Below are 22,015 nucleotides of genomic sequence, written 5' to 3'. Positions count from 1 at the left end.
TTAAAGCGAATAATCAAAAGATTACATCCTAAGATAAATAAAAAGTTGAAAACAAACTAAACCGGAATTTTATCCACAATATCCACTGAATACAGATACCTGTATAACTTTTTACCTATTTATTCAGCTTATCGACATTCCAAAAAAAATGTAAACTTGATTATTATGAACACAAGACATATTTGGAATGGCGTCAGGATGCGTAATCTGCAAGCCGCGATTGATCCCGACGCATCTCTTTATTCAGTAACCATGCCCGCTCGATGGGAGGATCAAACTGCAACAGCGATCCTACAGTTATGCTCATCCTATCAACTGGAATCCTTCTCTGTTAAAACAGATCAAATCACTGCCAACTGGTTACTGCCTCTTTGTGATCATGCGGCAAATGCAGGGATCAAAAATTGGACAGTTTATGACTGGGAAACAATTCTGCTAAACCAACAGGCCTGTCCCAATCAACGTATTTGGCAAAATGACAACAGTCAAAAACCCGCCTTTACCATAAATTTGGCTGCCTTTGCGTCAACTGAAACAGGGTTTGACGCGCATTCTTATCGGAAAGTTCTGCAAATTGTTATCGATAGTATCCGTATTCTCTATAAGCAACAGTTCAATTTCATTAACAGTGAACTCCCCTTTCCAGATTTGCAGATTTCCCCAAAGCAAAAGCCTGTAGATTCTGAAAATGCAGAATCATATCACAATATTGCTGGGACAATTTATCTTACCAATTTAGATGCCTGTCTTGCACAACTCGGTCTGGAATATGACAGTATCCAAGGACGGGATGTGGCTTGTTGCCTTACCTGTTTTGCAACCTTACTCTCAACTGCGGGTTGTGGATCTGATTATCTTCCCTTGTCACCAGACTGGAATGCATTACCAGAATTAACTACCCTTGCCAAAGAAATATGGAGTCTTGCCTCTGAGGAAAAAACTTTGCCTCTGCCCAGGATAGAAACCGGTTTCTCAATTCCCGGACCTGAAGATCTATTTCTAGGATCAGAAGCATGTGGACTTGCCCCCATATTTTCCCCTGTTACCGAAGACGGACATCTGGCAATAAGTACTATTGCGCGAATGGCAAAACAAAAACTAACTCCTGAAAGTGCACTGGCTGCAACCCTATCGGGAAATTTGATACTTCAACCCCCTTCTCATCAGGCGCATTGCACAATGCATCAGGCATTGATCGGTTTTACAACTTCAATGCCCCCCCGTCCCCATCCAATGGAATATCCCCTCGCTTCAAAAACCATATTACCCCGGGGAATTCGAGAACCTCTTCCACCACGTCACAAAGGAATTACACAAAAAGCGAGTATTGCTGGACGTGGATTGTTTTTGCGTACAGGTGAATACGAAGATGGCAAGCTTGGTGAGATATCGATTACGCCTTTAAAAGAAAATGCCATGGTTAAAGGTTTGTTAGACAGCCTTGGCCAGGCTGTCAGTATTGGTCTGCAATATGGGGTTCCTTTAAAGGAATTCGTTTCCGCATTTGCCTATAGCTGCTTCGGCATTGCCGGAACCGTTGAAGGGGATCCAGGAGCGATTTACGCGACCTCGTTTCTGGATTATAGCTTCCGGCTATTATCAGATGTTTATTTAAACCAGCCTTTACCTGACGCACCTAATAATTTACAGTCTGATGAGGAAAAACTCCCCATGCTGCCTTTGGATCTACCAGAGGAAGAAATGAATCAATCTCACTCTTCCCCACGGAAACATTCAAAATTCAAACTTGTAAGCTAAGAAAGGATCAAGACATGTCATCTATTGAGGAACGCATTGCCAAACTTGGAATTCAACTTCCTACCCCGACAGCCCCTGTTGCAAATTATCTTCCTGCAATCAAAACCAATAATTCCCTGATTATTTCTGGTCAACTTCCTTTTATAGACGGGAAACTTTTTGCAACCGGGAAATTGGGCGCGACCATTGACCTTAAAACTGGGCAACAAGCAGCCCGCTATTGCATGATCAATATTTTGGCACAGGCCAAGGCCGCTATTGGACAGTTAAATGAAATCAGCAAATTAATCCGCCTGGGGGGGTTCATTGCCAGTATACCGGAATTTACCCAGCAGGCTGTTGTCATGAATGGAGCATCAGATCTAGCTGTAGAAATTTTTGGAGACAAAGGACGACATGCACGTTCTGCCTTTGGTGTAGCATGTTTACCAATGGATGCCTGTGTTGAGGTTGAAGCTTGGTTTGAATTGAAATAAATCTATTCTGCCAGTTGATCTACACGAGTATAATAGTTGATTATACTCTGTATATATATCTGGTATGCATTTAAATATATTATCCAGAGTTTCTTGCAAGTATCATGTTTCTGTTTTATTCTCATCAAACAGGATTTTTCTTACATTTAAAATGCAATCAGCATACCGATTTACGGTTATTTTCTAACTAAATATCAAAATAACTTTTTATATCTCGACATACAATTGTTTTAGATCTACAACTTGCTGAGAGATTACCTTTTTAATATCGAAACAATTCGTTATTCATTTTATCAGGTGCATCTAAATTTGTAAAAAATCTATATACCCTGCCATTTGCAAGAATGACTATACGAGCTTCCATTACTGAAAAATACCGTAAATTTGTGAGGCCTGTATTTATATTAAGATCATCGCCAATGTTTTATATACAATTAAAATTTGATTTTTTTCATCTTTTAAGATCGCAAAATCCATCTTTTCGTCCATTTTAATACCGTATCTACAATTATATTCCTGCATAACCCCAAGATGACTGAATACGTCATGCTCCAGAATCATCTGGGCAAAGGGAAGGATAAAAAAGTTTTTAGCGAGTTCTTCTGTCTGCGTTAATAAACCCTGCCACTTAATTTTATTCACATTCCATTTTTAATTTTCTCCATTTAGATCATTTGAATGCAACATTTAATAATCATAAACTATTAAATTTATCAATTTCTATACAACAAATTGATAAATGAAGAAAATTAACAGCTATAACTAGCTATCTCACAAATCATCAGTGCCGATAGCCATATCATCCATCGAGCCTTCACCAATAATACCAGAATGCTCACGAATACGTTGCTCAATAACCTGACTTATCTCCGGATGCTCTCGCAAGAACTGCTTTACATTTTCCCGTCCCTGACCAATACGCTGGCTGTCATAAGAAAACCATGAACCCGCTTTTTCAATAATCCCTGCTTTTACACCCAGATCTATCAATTCTCCCATCTTACTAATTCCTTCTCCATACATAATGTCGAATTCAACCTGCTTGAAAGGAGGAGCCATTTTATTTTTAACCACCTTAATCCGCGTCTGGTTTCCTGTGATTTCGTCCTTTTCCTTCACCTGACCGATACGACGAATATCCATACGTACAGAAGAATAGAACTTCAATGCATTTCCGCCTGTAGTTGTTTCTGGCGATCCAAACATAACACCAATCTTTTGACGAATCTGATTAAGGAAAATCAGACAGGTATTGGAACGAGAAACAGATCCGGTCAATTTTCTTAAGGCCTGGCTCATCAAACGGGCATGTAATCCAACATGATTGTCCCCCATATCCCCTTCCAACTCTGCACGGGGAACCAATGCTGCCACACTGTCCACTACCAAGACATCAATAGCGCCAGAACGAACCAAAGTATCCGCAATTTCCAATGCCTGTTCCCCGGCATCAGGTTGAGAGATGAGCAAATTATCAATATCAACGCCGAGCTTACGCGCATAAATGGGATCAAGAGCGTGTTCGGCATCCAAAAATGCACATGTACCACCCTTTTTTTGAGCCTCGGCTATAATATGCAACGCCATTGTTGTTTTCCCGGAACTTTCTGGACCATAGATTTCAACTATACGTCCACGAGGGACACCACCAATTCCTAAAGCAATATCCAGACCAATCGAGCCTGTTGAAATTGCTTCCACTTGAACGACAGACTGCTCTCCCATCTTCATGATTGAACCTTTACCAAAGGCACGTTCAATCTGAGACAAAGCTCCTTCTAATGCTTTATTCTTGTCCATTATTTTTAGAATTTCCTTATAAATAAATAACGTGGGGACCGTAAATTCCCAAATTAACCCCAGTTAAACATTTATTGCTGCTTTTGAAGATTTTAAAAGATAAAAATACAATATTTACATTTACAATATTGGTATTTTTATCAAAATATCAATGATCCATAACAGCAATAATTATCTTAACGGCTAATTGCCAATCCCATACCATTTGGATCTGTATAAGCATGACATTGCCTGTCATTTCCTGGCAACCCATCAGAACAATAAACGGCATTTACCCGTCCTTTTGAGCCGCTCGAATGCGATAATGAAACATCCTTTTCCCGTTTATTTCCTTGTTTGTTCAAAAAGGCATTCATGGTCACAGCAGCCTCTTGCGCCGCATCATTCTGTCCAGAGGCAGAAACTCCTGCAATAAAACGCTGTTTATACGTTGAAATAGATCCCGTTAACAAAGGTGGCGGCAACTGGCGAGGAGACGCAGCCATAACTATACCGGTTGTTCCAGAAATACGTCCTGTACCAAATAAATTATTCATGGTTAAAGCACAAGAAACGGCTCCCCCATCACGATCAACAACTACAAAGGATGTAGATGCAGGCAATGCTGGCAAACTGCCGCTGCCCGCCTTCCCATTATCAAGCCAGTCTTGAGCTTTTTTTGTCATTCCCTCAATGGATGACTTCAAATAAGTAGAACTATTTTCTGCACGCCATTTTGCAACTGTACCCTGGGCAACATCATCCCTATTTTGTCCATTATGCATCGCCATTGCCATACCCAGACCTCCATCTGCAGGAGGAGATAAAAAATATGTAATATTTTGCCCTTGTGTCAAAGACAAAGCTGAGGTTTGAACAGGCAGGGCATTTCTAAAGTCCTCGTTATACAAACCACCCCCCGCAATCTGGGATCCCAATGCATAACTTCTTGCAAGAGAACCAATATAAAGATCTGCAATACCTGCACTAATCAATCGGTCATAAATAATCTTTAAACGAGGCTGATATAGAATATCCCCAGCCTTAAGAGGAAGTCCATTTGCGTTTGTAAATGCTCTCTGCATGGCAGAATCTTCAAATAAGGGCTGCTGAACAGCTGCCAGATCACTCGCCAACGTGTCAGAAACGGGAGCACCATTTCCTGCCAAATTACCAACCAACCGTAAAATATCATTAATATCTGACTTGCCGTAACTTGCCTGTAATAAATATAATCCTCTTGCCATCATTGGAATCGCTGCTGGACGATCACTATTACTGGAAGGTTTTCTTCCTGCCTGAGGAAGGAAAATAATTGACTGTGCCGGCTGTCCGGGATGATACGCCAGACATGCTCCACCTCCTCCCAGCGAGGCACGGGAAGGCAAAGTTACTGTCAATGCCATACCTAGGGCCGTAGCTGCATCAGCCGCATTTCCCCCACGAATCAGGATATCCCGCGCCAACATGGCGGCTTGTGGTTCATCTGCAGCAACGCTCCCCACATATCCTGTTACACGATGATTCAAATTTGCAGATTTTGATAGTTTTTTCTCGTGATGATCCCCACCACATGCCGTTATTGAAAATGCCAAGGCGAAACCACAAACAGCCTTCTTAAACAAAACTATCTTTTGCCTTGATCCGTCCCTGAATTTTTGAGTAAATTTTGTTGTCTTTGCCTCAACACGACCTTTTGAAATTTGATAACGTTTTGACACGTGGCAGCGCTCCACTTAAAAAATCAATAATACCATAATAGGGTTCGAAAGTTATATTTAACTCAAATTATCAAGCCATACTCTATCGAGATTCATTTTATATCACAACAATTACAATTCTGTATAATATTATCCATCCATATGATAAAATCCCAATTTTACCAATCGGAAAACGCTTTATGAAAAAATTATCCTTTTATCCTTTAATGACAGGTTCATTACTCTCTTGTCTTATCTCTTTCCCTGTCATTGGTCATAGTGAAGATCCAGCAGCAACTTTCTCATCCCAACAACGTCAAGAAATCATTTCCATTGTCAGACAGGCTCTAAAAGATGATCCAACCCTATTAGAAACTGGAATTCAAACCCTGATGAAAAAGAAAGAGCAACAACGCGCTTCACTTTCTACCCAGACAATAAAAGAGAAAAAAGGATTACTGTTACGTCAGCTACCCACTGACGGACTGATGGGCGATCCAAACGCAGCTACAACCATTACTGAATTTTACGATCCAAATTGTGGATACTGTAAAAAAATGCTGCCTATTTTAATCGATCTGGTCAAAAAACATAAGGATGTCAAGGTAATCCTAAAAGTCATTCCCATCCTTTCTGAAAACAGCAAATTGCAGTCTCAGGCCATAATTGCGGCAACTAGACAAAACAATTATGTTGCAATGATGCGCTCCTTGATGACCAGTCAGGAAGATATCAACCTTAATACAATCAAATCTATTGCACAGAAACTTAAACTGAACGCCGATCAATTGGTAATCGATATGAAAGCGGATTCCGTCACCAACGCTTTAAACGGCAACCTTCAATTAACTCATGATCTTGGTATTGAAGGTACTCCAGCCTTGATCATTAATGGTGAACATATCATTCAAGGTGCAATAAGCTATGACAATCTTGAACAAGTTATTGATAAACTTAATAAATAATATCATAGCCAAACTAAAGGCGACCCGCAAATCGCCTTTAAAATTCATTTTTTAGGTAACAAAGCTTTCAAGGCATCTACCATATCATCCATCATTTTATCCGTATGATAAGGATTGGGAGTCAATCGCAATCGTTCCGTTCCTTTGGGCACGGTTGGATAATTTATTGGTGGTGCATAAATTTTGTATTCATCCAATAAACGTTGACTTATTTTTTTGCATAACTCAGCCTCTCCAATAATTACGGGTACAATCTGGCTTTTTGTCTCGATAAAAGGAATATTGGCCTGTCTCAATTTTTCCTGAAACGTATGAATACGCTCAAACAATTTTTCACGACGCCAATTCTGCTGACGAACCAAACGAACACTTTTTAATGCCGCTGCCACAACAGATGGGGGTAGGGAAGTCGTAAAAATAAATCCAGCCGCAGCCAATCGTAAATACTCAATAATTTCACGTTTCGCCGTTACATATCCCCCATGTACACCAAAGCCCTTTGCAAGGGTTCCTTCAATGATATCAACCTGATTCGCTACACCATCCCTTTGAGAAACACCTCCACCCTCTTTTCCATACAAACCGACAGCATGTACCTCATCTAAATAAGTTAAGGCATTATATTTGTGTGCCAATGCACAGATGGCCCCGATATCCGCAATATCGCCATCCATAGAATAGACACTTTCAAAAGCAATCAGTTTGGCAACATTTTTTGGAGCATTTGCAAGTTTATGTTCAAGATCCTGCAAATCATTATGTTTGAAAACCACACAATCAGCATTTTTAGCTCCTTTTATACCAGCAATCATAGAATTATGATTTTGCTGATCGGAAAAAGTCATCCAGTTCCCGGACATACTCGTTAGGATAGTTTGCAAACTCGCCTGGTTTGATGCATAACCTGATACAAATAACAAGCCCGCCTCTTTACCATGCAAGTCTGCAAGCTCAGCCTCAAGCGCTTCATGCAAGGGATGGGTTCCGGCAATATTTCTTGTCCCACCTGCACCTGCACCATATTTTTGAATAGCCATAATGGCGGCATTCATGACTTCAGGTTCAATTCCCATACCCAGATAATCATTGGCTGACCAGGCTATAATCGGGGTTTCCTCTTTTGCATTAATCTTTCTATCATAAACAGGATAATGCATTGACTGACGACTTAAAGGAGTAAAACGTCGATACCGTCCCTGTTTCTCGATATCTTCAAGCGCCTCTTTGCAATAGGCATAAAAAGGATGTGAAAATATTATGGGTTCTGACACAATCTATTCTCCTATTTTAAATCCCTTGGGATTTAAATGATTCAACATGACAAAACATTGTCTGAATAACCAATCCATTACGTCCTCATATAGAACATATAAGAAATCATCCAATAACCTTATTGTATAGTGACTTGGACAACATTTTTCTTGACCCCACCATCTGCCTTGGCATTCATTTGAATTTGCTCCGCCTTTGCACCCGCTCGGATTATTTCATTTGCAATTGCCCTGCCTTCATGCGCTGCAATATTATTCATTTGCTCCTGCTGCATTACAGGATCAGATGAAATTGGGGTGACAGAAGTAATAACAAACAAGGCATCCGCTTTTCTTGACAACGCATCCTTTACCAAATTTGTCAAAGGTTTTTCCCATTGATCCTGGGGCGTTCCCTCTACAATTTCGATCGGTGGTGCAGGCGGAGGAGGTGGAGGTGGAGGAGGCGGGGGAATATAAGGAGCAGGCCTACGTCCTGCACTCGGGTTAAAAGTCCTTTGATCAACCAGCTTACAAGAACTTAATAAAAAAAAACCACTTAATAACAAGGAAACATAACGCAAATGACTGATCATAAAATTGACTTAAAGTGCAAAGTTGGAAAAGAACGCTAACAATCTCAATTAAACCTTAATAATTGATTTTACAATATAAAGAAATCCTTTACCCTTATATTTCTATTATTCAATAATCGATTTTATTCAATTACCCGAAATAAACCGTAAACTAAGACTGCTATTGACATGCAAGTTTCATTAAAAAAATTTGATCCTACACTTGATTCATATAAAAGATTGATAATCCTGTGCAATCACAACCTCATTTAGCATATTGTTAAAAAAGCTAACAAAAGATCAAATTTGTGGTAAATTATTAAGATTAATATTCACGTTATCAAAAAAACGTGATTAAATAGAGTTAAAGACGAAGAAAAGTTTTTATATTAATTTTCACAAGACGATTCGCCTTGGAAAATCTTTTTAACCTTAAAGGGAGATTTAACTATCATGGCTATTAAACTTGCAATTAACGGTTTTGGACGTATTGGTCGCTTGGTACTACGCAGCATCATTGAAACCGAACGCACTGATGCGGAAGTCGTATTGATTAACGACCTTGGCAGCCCAGAGGCCAATGCTCACCTTCTCCGTTATGATACGGTTCACGGTCGTCTTCCTGCAGATGTTAAAGTCGAAAATAATACAATGACCATTACAACACATAATGGACGTAAAATTGGCCCAATCAAAATTACAGCCGAAGCAGATCCAACAAAACTTCCATTACAAGGTGTTGATGTTGCAATGGAATGCACAGGACGTTTCACAAGCAAGGAGGCCGCAAGTGCATTGCTTCAGGCTGGTGCCCGTAAGGTTCTTGTTTCCGCCCCCGCAAAAAATGTTGATGCAACCATTGTTTACGGTGTTAACCACAAAATTATCAATGGCAACATGACTGTCATTTCCAATGCATCATGTACCACAAACTGTCTTGCTCCTATCGCAAAGGTTCTTCAGGATACAGTCGGAATTGAACGGGGCAGCATGTTGACCATCCACTCTTACACAGGTGATCAACGCACGGTTGACACATTACATAAAGATCTCCATCGTGCCCGTGCCGCTGCACAAAACATCATTCCGACAACAACTGGTGCCGCAAAAGCCGTTGCATTGGTTATTCCCGAATTAAAAGGAAAACTGGATGGAATTGCCATTCGCGTTCCAACCCCTAATGTTTCTTATGTTGCTTTGGACTTTGTTCCCACCAAAACACCCGCTTCTGTTGAAGAGTTAAATGCCTATTTCAAAAAAGCGGCCGAGGGTGAGCTAAAGGGTATTCTTGGCTATAATGATGAACCGCTCGTAAGTTCCGATTTCAACCATTGCTTTAACTCCTCAACCTTTGATGCAACACAAACCGGATTTATTGACAATGGTAAATTGATCCGTGTTGCTGGCTGGTATGATAATGAATGGGGTTTCTCAACCCGTATGACTGATACAGCTGTTGCCCTTGGGAATGCAAAATAATGGTTGAACAGAAAACTTTCAAAACCCTTGATGATCTTGATTGCAAAGGTAAGAAAGTTCTCTTGCGCGGGGATCTGAATGTCCCCATGCATGATGGCAGAATTACCGATACAACGCGTCTGGATCGTTTGGTCCCCACCATCAAGGAACTGGTTAAAAAAGGTGCAAAGGTTATTTTATGCAGCCATTTTGCCCGTCCAAAAGGCAAGGTGGTTCCAGAAATGTCTTTAAAACCAGTCGGTGAAGCTTTATCCAATATCTTAAAACAGCCTGTGGCTTTTGCTGATAATTGTGTTGGCCCTGATGCCCAGAAAGCTGTCACGTCATTGAAAGACGGTGATATTCTCTTACTTGAAAACACCCGCTTTCATGCTGGTGAAGAAAAGAATGATCCAACGCTTTCTAGAGAGCTTGCTTCTTTGGCAGACGTTTATGTTGATGATGCTTTTTCAGCCTCCCATCGTGCCCATGCATCAACCGAGGGTGTTACCAAATTCCTTCCTTCATTTGCAGGTCGTCTAATGGAGGCTGAATTAAATGCATTGAATGCCGCCTTGGAACATCCTGACCGTCCAGTTGGTGCCATTATCGGCGGATCAAAGATTTCCACAAAGCTTGATTTGCTTTCCAATATGATCAATAAGGTTGATGTATTGATTATTGGTGGGGCTATGGCCAATACCTTTCTTGCCGCTCAAGGCGTCAAGACTGGTAAATCCCTGCAGGAAGCCGACATGCATGAAACAGCTCGTGACATCATGGAAAAGGCAAAAGAACAAAATTGTAAAATTCTATTACCTGTAGATGTTGTTGTGGCCGCTGAATTAAAAAATAATCCAGCGACACAAACTGTTGATGTCCATGCCGTTCCCGATAACCAAATGATTTTGGATGTTGGACCAAAAACGGTGAAATTACTGAACAAGTATCTAGCTGAGCTCAAGACCTTGGTATGGAACGGGCCTTTGGGTGCTTTTGAATTCACACCTTTTGATAAGGCAACCAATGAAGTGGCTCAAGAAGCTGCCAAATTAACCAAAGCTGGCAAGCTTAAAAGTATTGCTGGCGGCGGTGATACGGTTTCTGCCTTAAAACATGCTGGCGTTATCAATGAAATGTCTTATGTTTCAACCGCTGGTGGCGCATTTCTTGAATGGCTGGAAGGTAAAGCTCTTCCAGGTATTGTTGCCCTAACAACATTAGCTCAAGAAACAATGCCTTTATAGGTTTTTTAAAAAAACTTTTGAAACAAAAAAGGCTGATTTTTCAGTCTTTTTTGTTTTTCTACTTGAAATATGACAATCATATTCCCGATGAATTTTTTAATATCAATAGCAGTTTTATATCTTTCATAAGTATAGGTTTTATAACTATCAACATCTGTTAAACCTCTATGAAAATTATGCTATTTTAACATAACAAAAATATTTTGTTTTCCATGAATTGGAAAAAATGGAAATATAAATAATCCTAAAATAATTTTTGCGATCTTGTTAACTAAAATCTTTTTACTTAAATCTATTGACTAGCCTTGGTTAACCCCAAATAATCTGCCAAACGATTAAATGCATTCAATCTTGCCTGATAACCATTTTGGCCTCCATTAACTTTACGTGTTACGGCCTTGACTGTAGCATCTGCTGAAATTGCAAGATCATGAGCATTTGCAATATCAAACCAGTAAACAAATGCTGTCTCCACAGCATATTCATAATGATTTCTATCTGCAACCAAATCAGGATTGTTTAATAAATTATTAATATCATCGGGAAATTCTTGATGATGATAATCCTGCATTCTTCTATACAGATTTTTGCCTGTTATTTGAAGAAACCCCCTGCCTATATATCTATATCCATCGCCACTTGCCTCATCACCATTTCCCATACGATCAGCATATACATAGTTACCTAATGCTTGTGGATGATGAGCATAATGAGAAGTTTGTGTCCACAATTTATCTCTTCGCACTCTTATTTTTTTGCATAATTTTTTTTTACACATCCGTACTGCTTGGTAACCAAATTTATCGCGCATTGCACTTACACGGTAATTTAAATTTTCCGCTATTGGTTGAAGTCCACTTTCAGCAGATATCTGAAATAGGAAATAAGCAATTTCCCGCTTATCTGTCATATTAAAATGATTGGCATTTCTATTAAGGTAAGGCAATGCTGTAGCGTTAACTCCATTCTTTCCTTTACCTGATGGATTTACAGCATCCAGCATACCAATCGTTATAATTTGAGGATAAACGGCATTTTTTGTTGCCTCACTTGCGGAGCCCTTTTGCTTTTCTCCTTCTTTTTGCCAGGGTTGAATAGATGACAGTTTCCTTTCAGCATGATTTATTGCAAGCGAGGTTGAAGAATCTTGGGTCAGCAAACCCGTAAAATTATTCAAGTATATTGAAGTTTTTTTACCGGGTGTTATAACACCATCAGGATGTGTATAAAATTTACTCTGAAACTCAATGATTGCCTTTTTTGTAAGCGGACCACATATTCCATCAACATCAACATATGATGCACCATGCCGTTTGAGTAACGACTGTACAATTATAACATCTTGACGGTTATTTACAGCATTACGCCCAACCGAATGACGAATGTTACGCATTTTAATTACTCATTGAATCCATTGACATTCATAATGATTTCTTTGGCGCTGCCTTCACAAACTCCAAATTCTGGATGATATTCAAAATAAACATCAACCGAGCAAACATCCTCATATTGATCTTCCGCATTGACAAATGAACTTTCTATGATTACTTCATCGCTATAAAGAGGAAAAAATGGCACTTTATATTGCTCAAACTGATCACTTGCCCAGGAATCATTAAATCTGACTATAAACGACTTGGCCATTTGCAGTGCTGGAACATATTCGTTTCCGACGAACATCAGGGTCATTGTAATCTGCGATCTTGACCTGAAAATCTTATGACGCCCCCGATAATAGCTTTCATTACTTGAAAGACGGTTTTCGTCAACGATATTCATGAGTATATAGGGTGCTTTGGGGGTTGAAACTCGGTTGCCGCGACCTTGTATAATCGTTAATTCAGTTCCTTTAATAGGGATAGCCTTTTTTATGAATTTTCCTACCAAATTATACATTTCTTTATAACTTAAAGTGTATAATTCTGAAAATTCTCCATCTTTGGGAGCAACAACCATGACTTTGACATGTTTATTATCCTTTTTACTCATAGAATTAAGGCTTTCTTAAATTTTTTGTTTTGGAAATTAATTGGAATATTGATGCTATTGTCTTGGCATCTATTGGAAAAATTCTATTGATAAAAAACAAAAAAACGACCTACTATCAAGGTCGCTTCATCAAACTATACTAATACTAACTTACTAAAATAATCTCAAAATCTGACAGAAAATTCAATAATGTTTGACTGTTTGTATCAATTTCTCTAGATATATTTAAGTGGCTTTTGCAAATATAAACTATAAATTCACAATTTTGTTTTCAAACATTATAGAGCCATCAACGATATCCCTATAAAACCATTTATTATAGCAATAATCAAAATAATAGCTCAGTTATCAACATTAACTTCTGTAGTGGAAAGTTGAACTGTATCTCCCACCAATCCCTTGGCGAATTCTTCTGCAGAAAAATCGCGAAGATCTTCCGCCTTTTCACCAACTCCTACTGCATGGATTGGCAACTTAAATTTTTCAGCCAAGGCAATGACAATACCTCCTCGTGCCGTACCATCCAATTTGGTAATGATTAATCCACTAACATCAACCATCTCCTTAAAGATACGAACCTGTTCAATTGCATTTTGACCTGTTGTGGCATCCAAAACCAATAAAACAGAATGCGGCGCCGTTTCATCAAATTTACGCATGACACGAATGATTTTGGCAAGCTCCTCCATCAGGGCACTTTTATTATGCAAACGACCTGCCGTATCAATCAACAGCAAATCTGTTTTCTCATTTTTTGCACGTTTCAGGGCTTCAAAAGCTAGACCCGCCGCATCTGCCTGCGGTTTTCCTGAAATAACCGATACACCAACCCGATCACCCCACACTTGCAATTGTTCTACTGCTGCCGCACGAAAAGTATCCCCGGCAACCATCATCACCTTAAGCCCATGATCAGTAAAAAACTGTCCCATTTTTCCAATCGTTGTCGTTTTTCCTGTCCCGTTTACGCCAACCATCAAAACAACATGGGGTTTCAAATCAGGATTGGGCTGAAATGGTATGGCAACTGGTTTTAAAATCTTGGAAATTTCTTCTGCAAGGGCCTGTTTTATTTCCTGATCCGTAACTTCCGAACCGAACCGGGTCTTACGAAAGGATTCAATAACATTTTCCGCTACTTCTGGCCCGAAATCAGCAGAAATTAGAATATCCTCCAATTGTTCAAGTGATTCATCATCCAATCGTCGTTTTGTAAAAACAGATGTTAAGTTGTTTCCCAATTTTTGCGTTGAACGGGAAAGCCCCTGTTTAAGACGAGAAAAAAAACCAAGCGCCATTTATATTCTTTCTACTATTATACCATCAGAATTACCCGAAATTACACGGGCTGAAATAATTTCACCGGGGGTTGCCTCCTTACCTGTTAAGGTTGCTGCGGAAAATTGTTCACTGTGACCACGATCAACCGTTTCCATCAAGATGGAAACCGTTTTATTAACAAAACATTCATGATATGAACTGGCTATTTCCGCACCCAAATTTCGCAACCGGGCCGCACGCTCTTTCCTTACGGAAATTGAAACGGCTGGCATCTGGGCCGCAGGTGTGCCCTTTCTTTCACTATAGGGAAAAACATGAAGATAGGGAATGGCAACTGTCTTTAGAAAATCGTATGTCTCCTGAAAATACAATTCATCCTCCGTCGGAAAACCTGCAATAATGTCGGCACTTAGTCCTATATCAGGGCGTATTGAACGAAGTTGTTCAACCAATGATCCAACATCTTTGGTTTGATGACGTCTCTTCATCCGTTTTAATATCATGTCGGAACCTGCCTGAAGCGACAAATGAAGATGGGGCATAAAACGAGATTCACTGGCCATTAAATCCCACAAAACCGGATCCATACCAATTGGATCAATTGATGATAATCTTAACCTTTTTAATTCCGGAACATCTTTTAGAATAGCCTTACACAGATCCCCCAACCTTCCTTTATGTTTCAGATCCCTTCCCCATGAAGCGATATCAACTCCTGTAAGAACAATCTCATTGTATTGCTGTTGGGTCAAAGCTTTTACCTGATCAACCACTCCCTTAACAGAAACAGACCGGGAAGGTCCCCGCCCAAAAGGAATAACGCAAAAAGTACAACGATGATCGCATCCCTGCTGAATTTGAACAAAAGCCCTAGTCCGACCGGTAAAATCAGTTACAATCCGTCCCACGGTATTTTTCACCGTCATGATATCGGAGACCTGATTTCCTTGAGATAAAGCTGCCTCTGTCCAATTTTCCCCCTTTAACTTGTCTTCATTTCCCAATATTTGCTTCACACCCGGTAATGACGACCATTGTTCAGGATTGATTTGTGCGGCACAACCCGTGACGATAATACGTTTTTCGCGATCTTTTCGGTGTAGCCGACGAATTGCCTGTTTTGCCTGCCGTTCTGCCTCAGCTGTCACGGCACAGGTATTGACAATAACGACATTGTCAAGTTGCTCGGCATGCTGGCTCATTACCTCACTTTCATAACGGTTAAGCCTGCATCCAAAGGTAATGATCTGCGGTTTTTCCCTTTGGGTCTTTGATGTCATAAAGGGTAATGATCCAAATTAAATTGACCGGTAAAAGAAAAATGAACAGGACCTGTCATCAATACATCATTAGAGGCTTCATCCCATTCAACAATCAAATTCCCACCATCCATTCTTACCTCGCAATAACGATCAGCCAAACCTCGCCGAACCGCATTCACAACAGAAGCACATGCACCGGAACCACAAGCCAGTGTTAACCCTGCCCCGCGTTCCCAAACACGAACCCGCATGTTTTGACGATCCAGCATCTGTACAAACCCTATATTTGCCCCTTCCGGAAACAAGGGGTCTTTTTCCAGAACCTGACCGCAAAATACAGGATCGACCGTAGATAAGTCCTCAACGAAAAATGTTACATGGGGATTTCCCATAGAAACCGCTGCCGGTTCCCCGGATAATGGCAAATATAAACTATCAACATCACGTTGTAGTGGAATATCACGCCAATTCATTTTTGGCTGTCCCATATTTACTTTTACTGTAAAAGCATCAATGACCTCGGTTGGCAGTAACCCAGCGCTGGTTTGTAAGGTAAAATTCTTACGTTGAAATTTATCATGCAACCATACCGTGACACAGCGTGAACCGTTTCCACAGGCACCGGCCTCATCACCACCAGGATTGAAAAAACGAACATAAACATCGGCTTTTTTATCTCTTGGAGCAGATAATATAATCAACTGGTCACAGCCAATCCCATAACGACGATCACATAGTTCGGCAATACGATTATTATTCAGCTGAATTCTGTTGACAGAATTATCGATAATGACAAAATCATTACCGATACCATGCATTTTACTAAAAGAAATATCCATTATTATTCTAACGTAACTATTGGTACTTAACTTGACTTAATTTATCAATGTAACACAAAAAACGCCAATTTTTTATGCCCATGACCGAATTAAACGATTTCCATCCCCATTCTTTTGATATTGCTGGTACAGAAAATGATCTTGAATATTATACGCATCATAAACCTGTGCCTCTTATCGACCAAGGGGGATATAAAACTATTGAAGCCTTATATCATACTCTCATACAAAAAGGCGATACCATTCTCGACCTAATGTGTGGATCAAACAGTCATATTCCCGCGAATGTTCCATACCAAGATTTAATCGGTATTGATATCGATAACAATGCCTTGCAACAAAATCATCAATTAACAAAAAAAATTCTTCAGGACATTAACCAAAATTTATCCCTTCCTTTACAAGATAACAGTGTCGATTATATTTGCCTGTGCTCAGTCATTGAATATTTGCGAAATCCTTTCGCTATTCTTGAGGAATGCTATCGGATATTAAAACCCCGAGGCAGAATGATCTTTTCTTTTTCCCCCCGATATTTAGCGACCCGCACCATTGCCTTATGGCAGGCACTTGATAACGGGGAGCGCCAGCGCCTTATCAAAATTCTTCTGAAACGATCAGGATTCAACAATTTCGATCAGGGAGAAGTGCATCCACCCGATAATCAGCCTCTCTGGAAAAGCAGCATATATAGTGTTGTTGCCAGTAAAATTTAATTTATGCTAATCATATTGGAATGAATCTGTAATGCGTCAACCCGTTTGTTATCTTCCCCATGGGGGCGGTCCGTGTTTTTTTATGGATGATCCTTATAATATATGGACCAATATGGGTGATTTTCTACACAAATTCCCTAAAACATTACCTAAAAAACCAGATGCCATCGTTGTCATTGCGGCTCATTGGGAAAGCGATCCGATCAAAATCCACCATCACCCAAATCCATCCTTGTATTATGATTATTATGACTTTCCCGAACATACTTATCAATTACAATATCCAGCATCAGGGTATCCGCTTCTTGCCGAACAAATCCATACCCTTTTAACAGAACAGCATATTCAAAGTGAATTTGAAGAAAAAAGAGGATGGGATCATAGTGTTTTTATTCCCTTAAAAGTCATGTTTCCTGATGCCGATATTCCAATTGTGGAAATATCGCTACATAATAACCTTGATCCGGCATACCATTTTAATATCGGTCGGGCCCTTTATCCGCTACGCAATAAAAATATTTTAATTATGGGAAGTGGGATGAGCTATCATAACCTGCCCTTTTTATTTTCTGGTCAAGGCACCAGAGAGGCATATGCTTTTGATAACTGGTTAACCGATATCATTTCCCTTCCCGCTTGTGATGATCGTGATAGATTATTGATTGAATGGGAAAAAACCGCCGGCGCACATTCGGCTCATCCACGTGCAGAACATCTTCTACCCTTGATGGCGGTTTCTGGCGCAGCAAGACAAGATCATGGAAAATGTATATTTAAAGATATAATTTTACATAAACCAATTTCTGCTTACCAATTTGGTTGATTATTATCAAAACAGAAAATATTCCCTTAAATCATGCTTTAGTTTTTAACATATTCTACAGTATTAGATAATACTGACATTAATTTTCTTTTTTTATAAAAATTGTTTCATGATAATACAAAATAAATCCTTAAATATTTATTTTTAAGTTTGAAAAAATTTGTATTTAGAATATTTTATAAATATTGTAGATATGTTTTAACCTAATAAATATTGATAAACCGCTTTATGATATTATATCAACCTTGAATGTATCTGATAATACCCCCATTTCACTCATTCTGTTTTTACAATTTCCCACAAAACCTTCATTTATTTAACAAAATCCACTTTGTTATATAGTTGATTTTTTGTTTAGATTTATAACCTACGTTTCGGATTCCTATATGCCATTTACTCAAATTCATTCCTCCCTTGCAAAAGCTATAGAAAATAAAGGCTATACAGCCTTGACTGCTGTTCAACAGGCTGTTCTTGAACAACAGAATAATGAACAAGATTTACTTGTATCTGCTCAAACCGGTTCAGGTAAAACCGTGGCTTATGGAATTGCCATGGCAACAACATTACTTGCTAATAAAGATCAGTTTGCCGCTGCAAAATTACCGCTAGCCCTGATTATCGCTCCCACTCGCGAATTAGCGTTACAAGTTCACCAAGAATTATCCTGGCTATATACAAATACCAAGGCCAAGATTGTAACCTGTATTGGCGGAATGAATGTTCGTAAAGAAGCTTATGCACTGGAAAAAGGCTGTCATATCGTTGTGGGAACACCCGGACGACTTTGTGATCACGTACGGCATAATCATCTTGATCTATCTGGCCTGGACACAATTGTTCTTGATGAGGCAGATGAAATGTTGGACTTGGGTTTTCGTGATGAACTGGAGGAATTATTATCCGCATGTCCATCAAATCATAGAACCCTGCTTTTTTCCGCAACCATTGACAAAGATATTGAAAACCTGGCCCGACGATATCAGAAAAAAGCATTGAGAATTAATACAGTTCCCACCAATCAGCATAGAGACATTGAATATCACGCTTCTTTGATTCACCCAAAGGAGGTTGATAACGCCGTTATTAATTATTTACGTTTTATTGACAGCCCCACAGCAATGGTTTTCTGTGCCACCCGAGAACTCGTTCGTCATATGCAATCAACTTTGATTGAACGGGGCTTTTCATGTGTTGCCCTTTCTGGCGATCTTGGACAGGAAGAACGAAATCATGCCATTAAAAGTCTTCGTTCTGGTCAAATACGAGTCTGTGTTGCCACTGATGTCGCTGCCCGTGGTTTGGATCTACCCACTCTGGATCTTGTCATTCATGCTAGCCTTCCAACCAATTCCGCCACCTTATTGCATCGTTCAGGAAGGACTGGACGTGCCGGAAGAAAAGGTCGGTGCGTGTTAATTGTTCCTTCAAATCAACGCAATCGTGCCGAACGCCTATTGGCTCACGCTAAAGTAACAGCAAGTTGGGAAAACCCGCCTGATATGATGGCCATCCGTGAAAAGGATAATCAGCGTCTTCTTTCCAATCCTGTACTTTTAAGCAGCAAGGATATTATGGAAGAAGATCAACCTTTGATTCAGCAGTTGATTGAACAGTTCAATCTTAATGAACTTGCGAATGCTGTCATTTCATTTTATCGTTCAATTATTCCTAATCCCGAGGAAATTACAGGCATATCCCTGCAGAAACAGCGCTCCGCCCCTTACAATAAGGAAAATAGAAGACAAAAATCATCAGAAAAATACGCATTTACAAACGGGGTCTGGTATGAAATTCCAGTTGGTCGAAATGAAAAAGCAGATCCTAAATGGCTTATTCCAACCATTTGCAAATCTGGTAATATCCAGAAAAAAGATATTGGAAATATTCGTATTTTTGATAACGCCACAAAATTCGAGATTTCCTCGGAAAAAAAAGATATTTTTAACAAAAATATTGCAAATGACAAATCCGTAAACATTTACCAAACGTCAGCCCCGTCTATTGGGGAAGGTGATAAAAAACCGGATTACAGGCGCAAAAGAAAAAATGGGTCGGATTTAAAAAAAACAAGAACCAGAAAGAAAACCGATTTTAAACACAAAGATAAATCGGGTCCATCATCTTCATCAAGAAAACGCAAAAAATAAATAAAGGGGCTTATGCCCCTTTACCAAATTCGTGTCACAAATTAAAAATTTAATTTGAAAATGGATGTGTCAAATCATGTATATCCTGTTTTGTATTATTTTTTAAATCTTTCCATTCCTGACGTCTTTGTTCCTGACGATATTTCATTTCTCTTCTGGGTTCATTCAGACGATCCTTGAAATCCTGCTTTTGTTGATCCCAGCGTGCTCTCTGATCCCTTTGATAATCCTTATAACGGTCCATACGTTCCTGTGCTTCTCTTTTGGGTCCATTCAGACGATCCTTGAAATCCTGTCTTTGTTGATCCCAGCGTGCTCTCTGATCCCTTTGATAATCCCTATAACGATCCATACGTTCCTGGTTTTGCTGCATACGATCGCGAATTGCCTGATTATGCTGTGTAACACGGTTATGAAAATTATCTTCCTTTTGTTGCAAATTCTGTATTACATCCTGAGCATGAACCTGAGAGACCAAATTCCCCATCATAAATACACTTAAAAAACTTGCAGAGATAATTAAACGTTTTGACAACATTTTCTTTCCTTCTTTATGAATCTAATCATCTTAAATCAAAACAAAATTCGGGCTATATTAAGGCATTAATGTAACAATAAATATCATAAACAGCTCCTGAACTGAATGAAACGAAAGGATGAAAAGTTATTAAATGCCATCAAACTGATCCATGGCCGATGTTACATGTTTATTGTCATTTCACGAAATTGACAATAAAACCGCTTCCAACCTTTGCCAATCTGCTTGCCTGTATAACAATCCAAAACGCAACCAATTGGGATTATAATCAAATTTGCGTACCCAAATCCCATGAGAGGCCAAATGTTTCCATATATCATTCGCAGACCGATGATAAAATAAGCGAAATAAAAGCGTCCCACCCACAAGATTAAAGGAATGACTTTGCAAAAAAGCATCCAGACGTTTTTGTTGAATTCTCAATTTTTTTTCAGTTTCAATTTTCCACAAACCATCTTGTAAGGCCTCAGCGGCTATCTGCAAGGCAGGTCCATTTACAGGCCATAAACCAAGCATGTATCGTATTCTTTGAACAATTTCAGGTGAAGCCAGCAAAAATCCAACCCTCAACCCAGCCAAACCAAAAGTCTTTCCAAAAGATCGCAATACCAACAATCCCGGTGAAGGTAATAAATAAGCCATACTCTGCCCTGAAAAATCCATATAAGCTTCATCAAGGATAAGATGATTACCGGATGCACTCCATTTTTTTATCAGGGACTCTAACCTGGCTATATCAATTTTTCGACCATCTGGATTATTTGGATTACAAATAACCCCCACTACATTTTTTTGGAGGCAAAGCGTCTCAAAATCTTCAAAATTAACGACCCGTGTTACTTTTACCCCAGCCTGCCACCAAGATGAAATATGCTCTTCATAGGTTGGATATAAAACATAAACCTCTTTTGCATTAAGCACAGTCGGCATTAATGATATCAAGATTTGGGTACCAGACGCAAGCGCAACACAAGATTTATTCTTGCAACCATAATAGTCTGCAGCAACCTGCCGCAAATTTTCTTCATGAGAATAAGAGGGCAATTTTTCATATAAAGATATATCTAGAGAGGGAAGTGGATAGCTGTAAGGGTTAATTCCTGTTGATAAATCCAGCCATGATCCCGTAACCTCCGGAAAAAGCTTTTTCGCTTGGTCAAGGTTCCCCCCATGTTGAATATTCATATATTTATCTATATCCACTTTATT

General features: G+C 39.4%; 20 protein-coding genes. 8 read left to right on the top strand and 12 right to left on the bottom strand.

Features of this window, described 5'->3' with window-relative positions; all coding sequences use genetic code 11:
• Positions 1-198 precede the first annotated feature (198 nt).
• Together H3T57_RS00490 and H3T57_RS00485 are read left to right on the top strand one after the other, a co-directional pair.
• The gene (locus H3T57_RS00490; protein WP_198192553.1) at positions 199-1,758 is read left to right on the top strand and encodes a vitamin B12-dependent ribonucleotide reductase; all 1,560 of its coding nucleotides are present in this window, start codon (positions 199-201) and stop codon (positions 1,756-1,758) included.
• A 14-nt stretch (positions 1,759-1,772) separates the two neighbouring features.
• A complete protein-coding gene (locus H3T57_RS00485) occupies positions 1,773-2,234 on the top strand; it encodes a RidA family protein (RefSeq protein ID WP_110438494.1) in 462 nt (153 codons plus the stop codon).
• Positions 2,235-2,633: 399 nt separating this feature from the next.
• Here H3T57_RS00485 and H3T57_RS00480 read toward each other — a convergent pair whose 3' ends face one another.
• From H3T57_RS00480 to H3T57_RS00470, 3 genes are all read right to left on the bottom strand, one after another.
• Positions 2,634-2,876, bottom strand: coding sequence for a hypothetical protein (locus tag H3T57_RS00480; protein WP_155567249.1), 243 nt, complete (start codon positions 2,874-2,876; stop codon positions 2,634-2,636).
• A gap of 129 nt (positions 2,877-3,005) precedes the next feature.
• On the bottom strand, positions 3,006-4,034 hold the full coding sequence (gene recA, locus H3T57_RS00475; RefSeq protein WP_110438496.1) for a recombinase RecA: 1,029 nt from the start codon (positions 4,032-4,034) through the stop codon (positions 3,006-3,008).
• Between the two features lie 176 nt (positions 4,035-4,210).
• The gene (locus tag H3T57_RS00470; RefSeq protein WP_347400963.1) at positions 4,211-5,734 is read right to left on the bottom strand and encodes a gamma-glutamyltransferase; all 1,524 of its coding nucleotides are present in this window, start codon (positions 5,732-5,734) and stop codon (positions 4,211-4,213) included.
• Between the two features lie 179 nt (positions 5,735-5,913).
• Between H3T57_RS00470 and H3T57_RS00465 the strand changes: the two genes are divergently transcribed.
• Positions 5,914-6,678: a DsbA family protein gene (locus H3T57_RS00465; RefSeq protein WP_198192550.1), complete on the top strand. Its 765-nt coding sequence runs from the start codon at positions 5,914-5,916 to the stop codon at positions 6,676-6,678.
• Positions 6,679-6,722: 44 nt separating this feature from the next.
• Here the strand turns inward: H3T57_RS00465 and hemA are convergent, their stop codons facing one another.
• Together hemA and H3T57_RS00455 are read right to left on the bottom strand one after the other, a co-directional pair.
• A complete protein-coding gene (gene hemA, locus H3T57_RS00460; RefSeq protein ID WP_347400633.1) occupies positions 6,723-7,949 on the bottom strand; it encodes a 5-aminolevulinate synthase in 1,227 nt (408 codons plus the stop codon).
• Positions 7,950-8,068: 119 nt separating this feature from the next.
• Positions 8,069-8,524 (bottom strand): hypothetical protein, encoded by a 456-nt coding sequence (locus H3T57_RS00455; protein WP_198192549.1) that lies wholly within the window; start codon positions 8,522-8,524, stop codon positions 8,069-8,071.
• A gap of 432 nt (positions 8,525-8,956) precedes the next feature.
• On the opposite strand from H3T57_RS00455, the gene gap reads away from it, so the two are divergent.
• The gene (gap, locus tag H3T57_RS00450; RefSeq protein ID WP_155568432.1) at positions 8,957-9,982 is read left to right on the top strand and encodes a type I glyceraldehyde-3-phosphate dehydrogenase; all 1,026 of its coding nucleotides are present in this window, start codon (positions 8,957-8,959) and stop codon (positions 9,980-9,982) included.
• Positions 9,982-11,208: a phosphoglycerate kinase gene (locus H3T57_RS00445; RefSeq protein ID WP_198192548.1), complete on the top strand. Its 1,227-nt coding sequence runs from the start codon at positions 9,982-9,984 to the stop codon at positions 11,206-11,208. The genes gap and H3T57_RS00445 overlap by 1 nt, the downstream gene beginning before the upstream one ends.
• 292 nt (positions 11,209-11,500) lie before the next feature.
• Here the strand turns inward: H3T57_RS00445 and H3T57_RS00440 are convergent, their stop codons facing one another.
• The 5 genes from H3T57_RS00440 to dapF all read right to left on the bottom strand — a co-directional run bounded on the left by H3T57_RS00440 (position 11,501) and on the right by dapF (position 16,579).
• The gene (locus tag H3T57_RS00440; RefSeq protein WP_198192547.1) at positions 11,501-12,601 is read right to left on the bottom strand and encodes a peptidoglycan-binding protein; all 1,101 of its coding nucleotides are present in this window, start codon (positions 12,599-12,601) and stop codon (positions 11,501-11,503) included.
• A 5-nt stretch (positions 12,602-12,606) separates the two neighbouring features.
• On the bottom strand, positions 12,607-13,197 hold the full coding sequence (locus H3T57_RS00435; RefSeq protein WP_198192540.1) for an LIC_12616 family protein: 591 nt from the start codon (positions 13,195-13,197) through the stop codon (positions 12,607-12,609).
• A 341-nt stretch (positions 13,198-13,538) separates the two neighbouring features.
• Positions 13,539-14,495: a signal recognition particle-docking protein FtsY gene (gene ftsY / locus H3T57_RS00430; protein WP_198192538.1), complete on the bottom strand. Its 957-nt coding sequence runs from the start codon at positions 14,493-14,495 to the stop codon at positions 13,539-13,541.
• Complete coding sequence (gene mtaB / locus H3T57_RS00425) at positions 14,496-15,758, bottom strand: tRNA (N(6)-L-threonylcarbamoyladenosine(37)-C(2))-methylthiotransferase MtaB (RefSeq protein ID WP_198192536.1); 1,263 nt, start codon at positions 15,756-15,758, stop codon at positions 14,496-14,498.
• On the bottom strand, positions 15,755-16,579 hold the full coding sequence (dapF, locus tag H3T57_RS00420; RefSeq protein ID WP_198192529.1) for a diaminopimelate epimerase: 825 nt from the start codon (positions 16,577-16,579) through the stop codon (positions 15,755-15,757). The genes mtaB and dapF overlap by 4 nt, the downstream gene beginning before the upstream one ends.
• A gap of 80 nt (positions 16,580-16,659) precedes the next feature.
• Between dapF and H3T57_RS00415 the strand changes: the two genes are divergently transcribed.
• From H3T57_RS00415 to H3T57_RS00405, 3 genes are all read left to right on the top strand, one after another.
• Positions 16,660-17,295, top strand: coding sequence for a class I SAM-dependent methyltransferase (locus H3T57_RS00415; protein ID WP_198192528.1), 636 nt, complete (start codon positions 16,660-16,662; stop codon positions 17,293-17,295).
• 31 nt (positions 17,296-17,326) lie between these two features.
• Entirely contained in the window at positions 17,327-18,118 is a 792-nt protein-coding gene (locus H3T57_RS00410; protein WP_198192527.1) for a class III extradiol ring-cleavage dioxygenase, read from the top strand.
• Between the two features lie 386 nt (positions 18,119-18,504).
• A complete protein-coding gene (locus H3T57_RS00405; RefSeq protein ID WP_198192526.1) occupies positions 18,505-20,268 on the top strand; it encodes a DEAD/DEAH box helicase in 1,764 nt (587 codons plus the stop codon).
• Positions 20,269-20,317: 49 nt separating this feature from the next.
• Here H3T57_RS00405 and H3T57_RS00400 read toward each other — a convergent pair whose 3' ends face one another.
• Positions 20,318-20,806, bottom strand: a complete 489-nt coding sequence (locus H3T57_RS00400) for a hypothetical protein (protein WP_198192524.1) — start codon at positions 20,804-20,806, stop codon at positions 20,318-20,320.
• A 180-nt stretch (positions 20,807-20,986) separates the two neighbouring features.
• The gene (gene cobD, locus H3T57_RS00395; protein WP_198192522.1) at positions 20,987-21,991 is read right to left on the bottom strand and encodes a threonine-phosphate decarboxylase CobD; all 1,005 of its coding nucleotides are present in this window, start codon (positions 21,989-21,991) and stop codon (positions 20,987-20,989) included.
• Positions 21,992-22,015 lie beyond the last annotated feature (24 nt).

Origin of the sequence: Commensalibacter sp. W6292M3 (assembly GCF_016101315.1) — a bacterium.
Taxonomy (GTDB): domain Bacteria; phylum Pseudomonadota; class Alphaproteobacteria; order Acetobacterales; family Acetobacteraceae; genus Commensalibacter; species Commensalibacter melissae.
Note: the sequence above shows the minus strand (reverse complement) of the source record. Positions and strands in the feature narration are given on the sequence as shown.

Bases quoted from the DNA above. Each gene is read 5' to 3' on its own strand.
- H3T57_RS00490 (WP_198192553.1), top strand. From the start codon at position 199: ATGCGTAATCTGCAAGCCGCGATTGATCCCGACGCATCTCTTTATTCA.
- H3T57_RS00485 (WP_110438494.1), top strand. From the start codon at position 1,773: ATGTCATCTATTGAGGAACGCATTGCCAAACTTGGAATTCAACTTCCT.
- recA (WP_110438496.1), bottom strand. From the start codon at position 4,034: ATGGACAAGAATAAAGCATTAGAAGGAGCTTTGTCTCAGATTGAACGT.
- H3T57_RS00465 (WP_198192550.1), top strand. From the start codon at position 5,914: ATGAAAAAATTATCCTTTTATCCTTTAATGACAGGTTCATTACTCTCT.
- H3T57_RS00455 (WP_198192549.1), bottom strand. From the start codon at position 8,524: ATGATCAGTCATTTGCGTTATGTTTCCTTGTTATTAAGTGGTTTTTTT.
- gap (WP_155568432.1), top strand. From the start codon at position 8,957: ATGGCTATTAAACTTGCAATTAACGGTTTTGGACGTATTGGTCGCTTG.
- H3T57_RS00445 (WP_198192548.1), top strand. From the start codon at position 9,982: ATGGTTGAACAGAAAACTTTCAAAACCCTTGATGATCTTGATTGCAAA.
- H3T57_RS00440 (WP_198192547.1), bottom strand. From the start codon at position 12,601: ATGCGTAACATTCGTCATTCGGTTGGGCGTAATGCTGTAAATAACCGT.
- H3T57_RS00435 (WP_198192540.1), bottom strand. From the start codon at position 13,197: ATGAGTAAAAAGGATAATAAACATGTCAAAGTCATGGTTGTTGCTCCC.
- ftsY (WP_198192538.1), bottom strand. From the start codon at position 14,495: ATGGCGCTTGGTTTTTTTTCTCGTCTTAAACAGGGGCTTTCCCGTTCA.
- mtaB (WP_198192536.1), bottom strand. From the start codon at position 15,758: ATGACATCAAAGACCCAAAGGGAAAAACCGCAGATCATTACCTTTGGA.
- dapF (WP_198192529.1), bottom strand. From the start codon at position 16,579: ATGGATATTTCTTTTAGTAAAATGCATGGTATCGGTAATGATTTTGTC.
- H3T57_RS00415 (WP_198192528.1), top strand. From the start codon at position 16,660: ATGACCGAATTAAACGATTTCCATCCCCATTCTTTTGATATTGCTGGT.
- H3T57_RS00410 (WP_198192527.1), top strand. From the start codon at position 17,327: ATGCGTCAACCCGTTTGTTATCTTCCCCATGGGGGCGGTCCGTGTTTT.
- H3T57_RS00405 (WP_198192526.1), top strand. From the start codon at position 18,505: ATGCCATTTACTCAAATTCATTCCTCCCTTGCAAAAGCTATAGAAAAT.
- H3T57_RS00400 (WP_198192524.1), bottom strand. From the start codon at position 20,806: ATGTTGTCAAAACGTTTAATTATCTCTGCAAGTTTTTTAAGTGTATTT.
- cobD (WP_198192522.1), bottom strand. From the start codon at position 21,991: ATGAATATTCAACATGGGGGGAACCTTGACCAAGCGAAAAAGCTTTTT.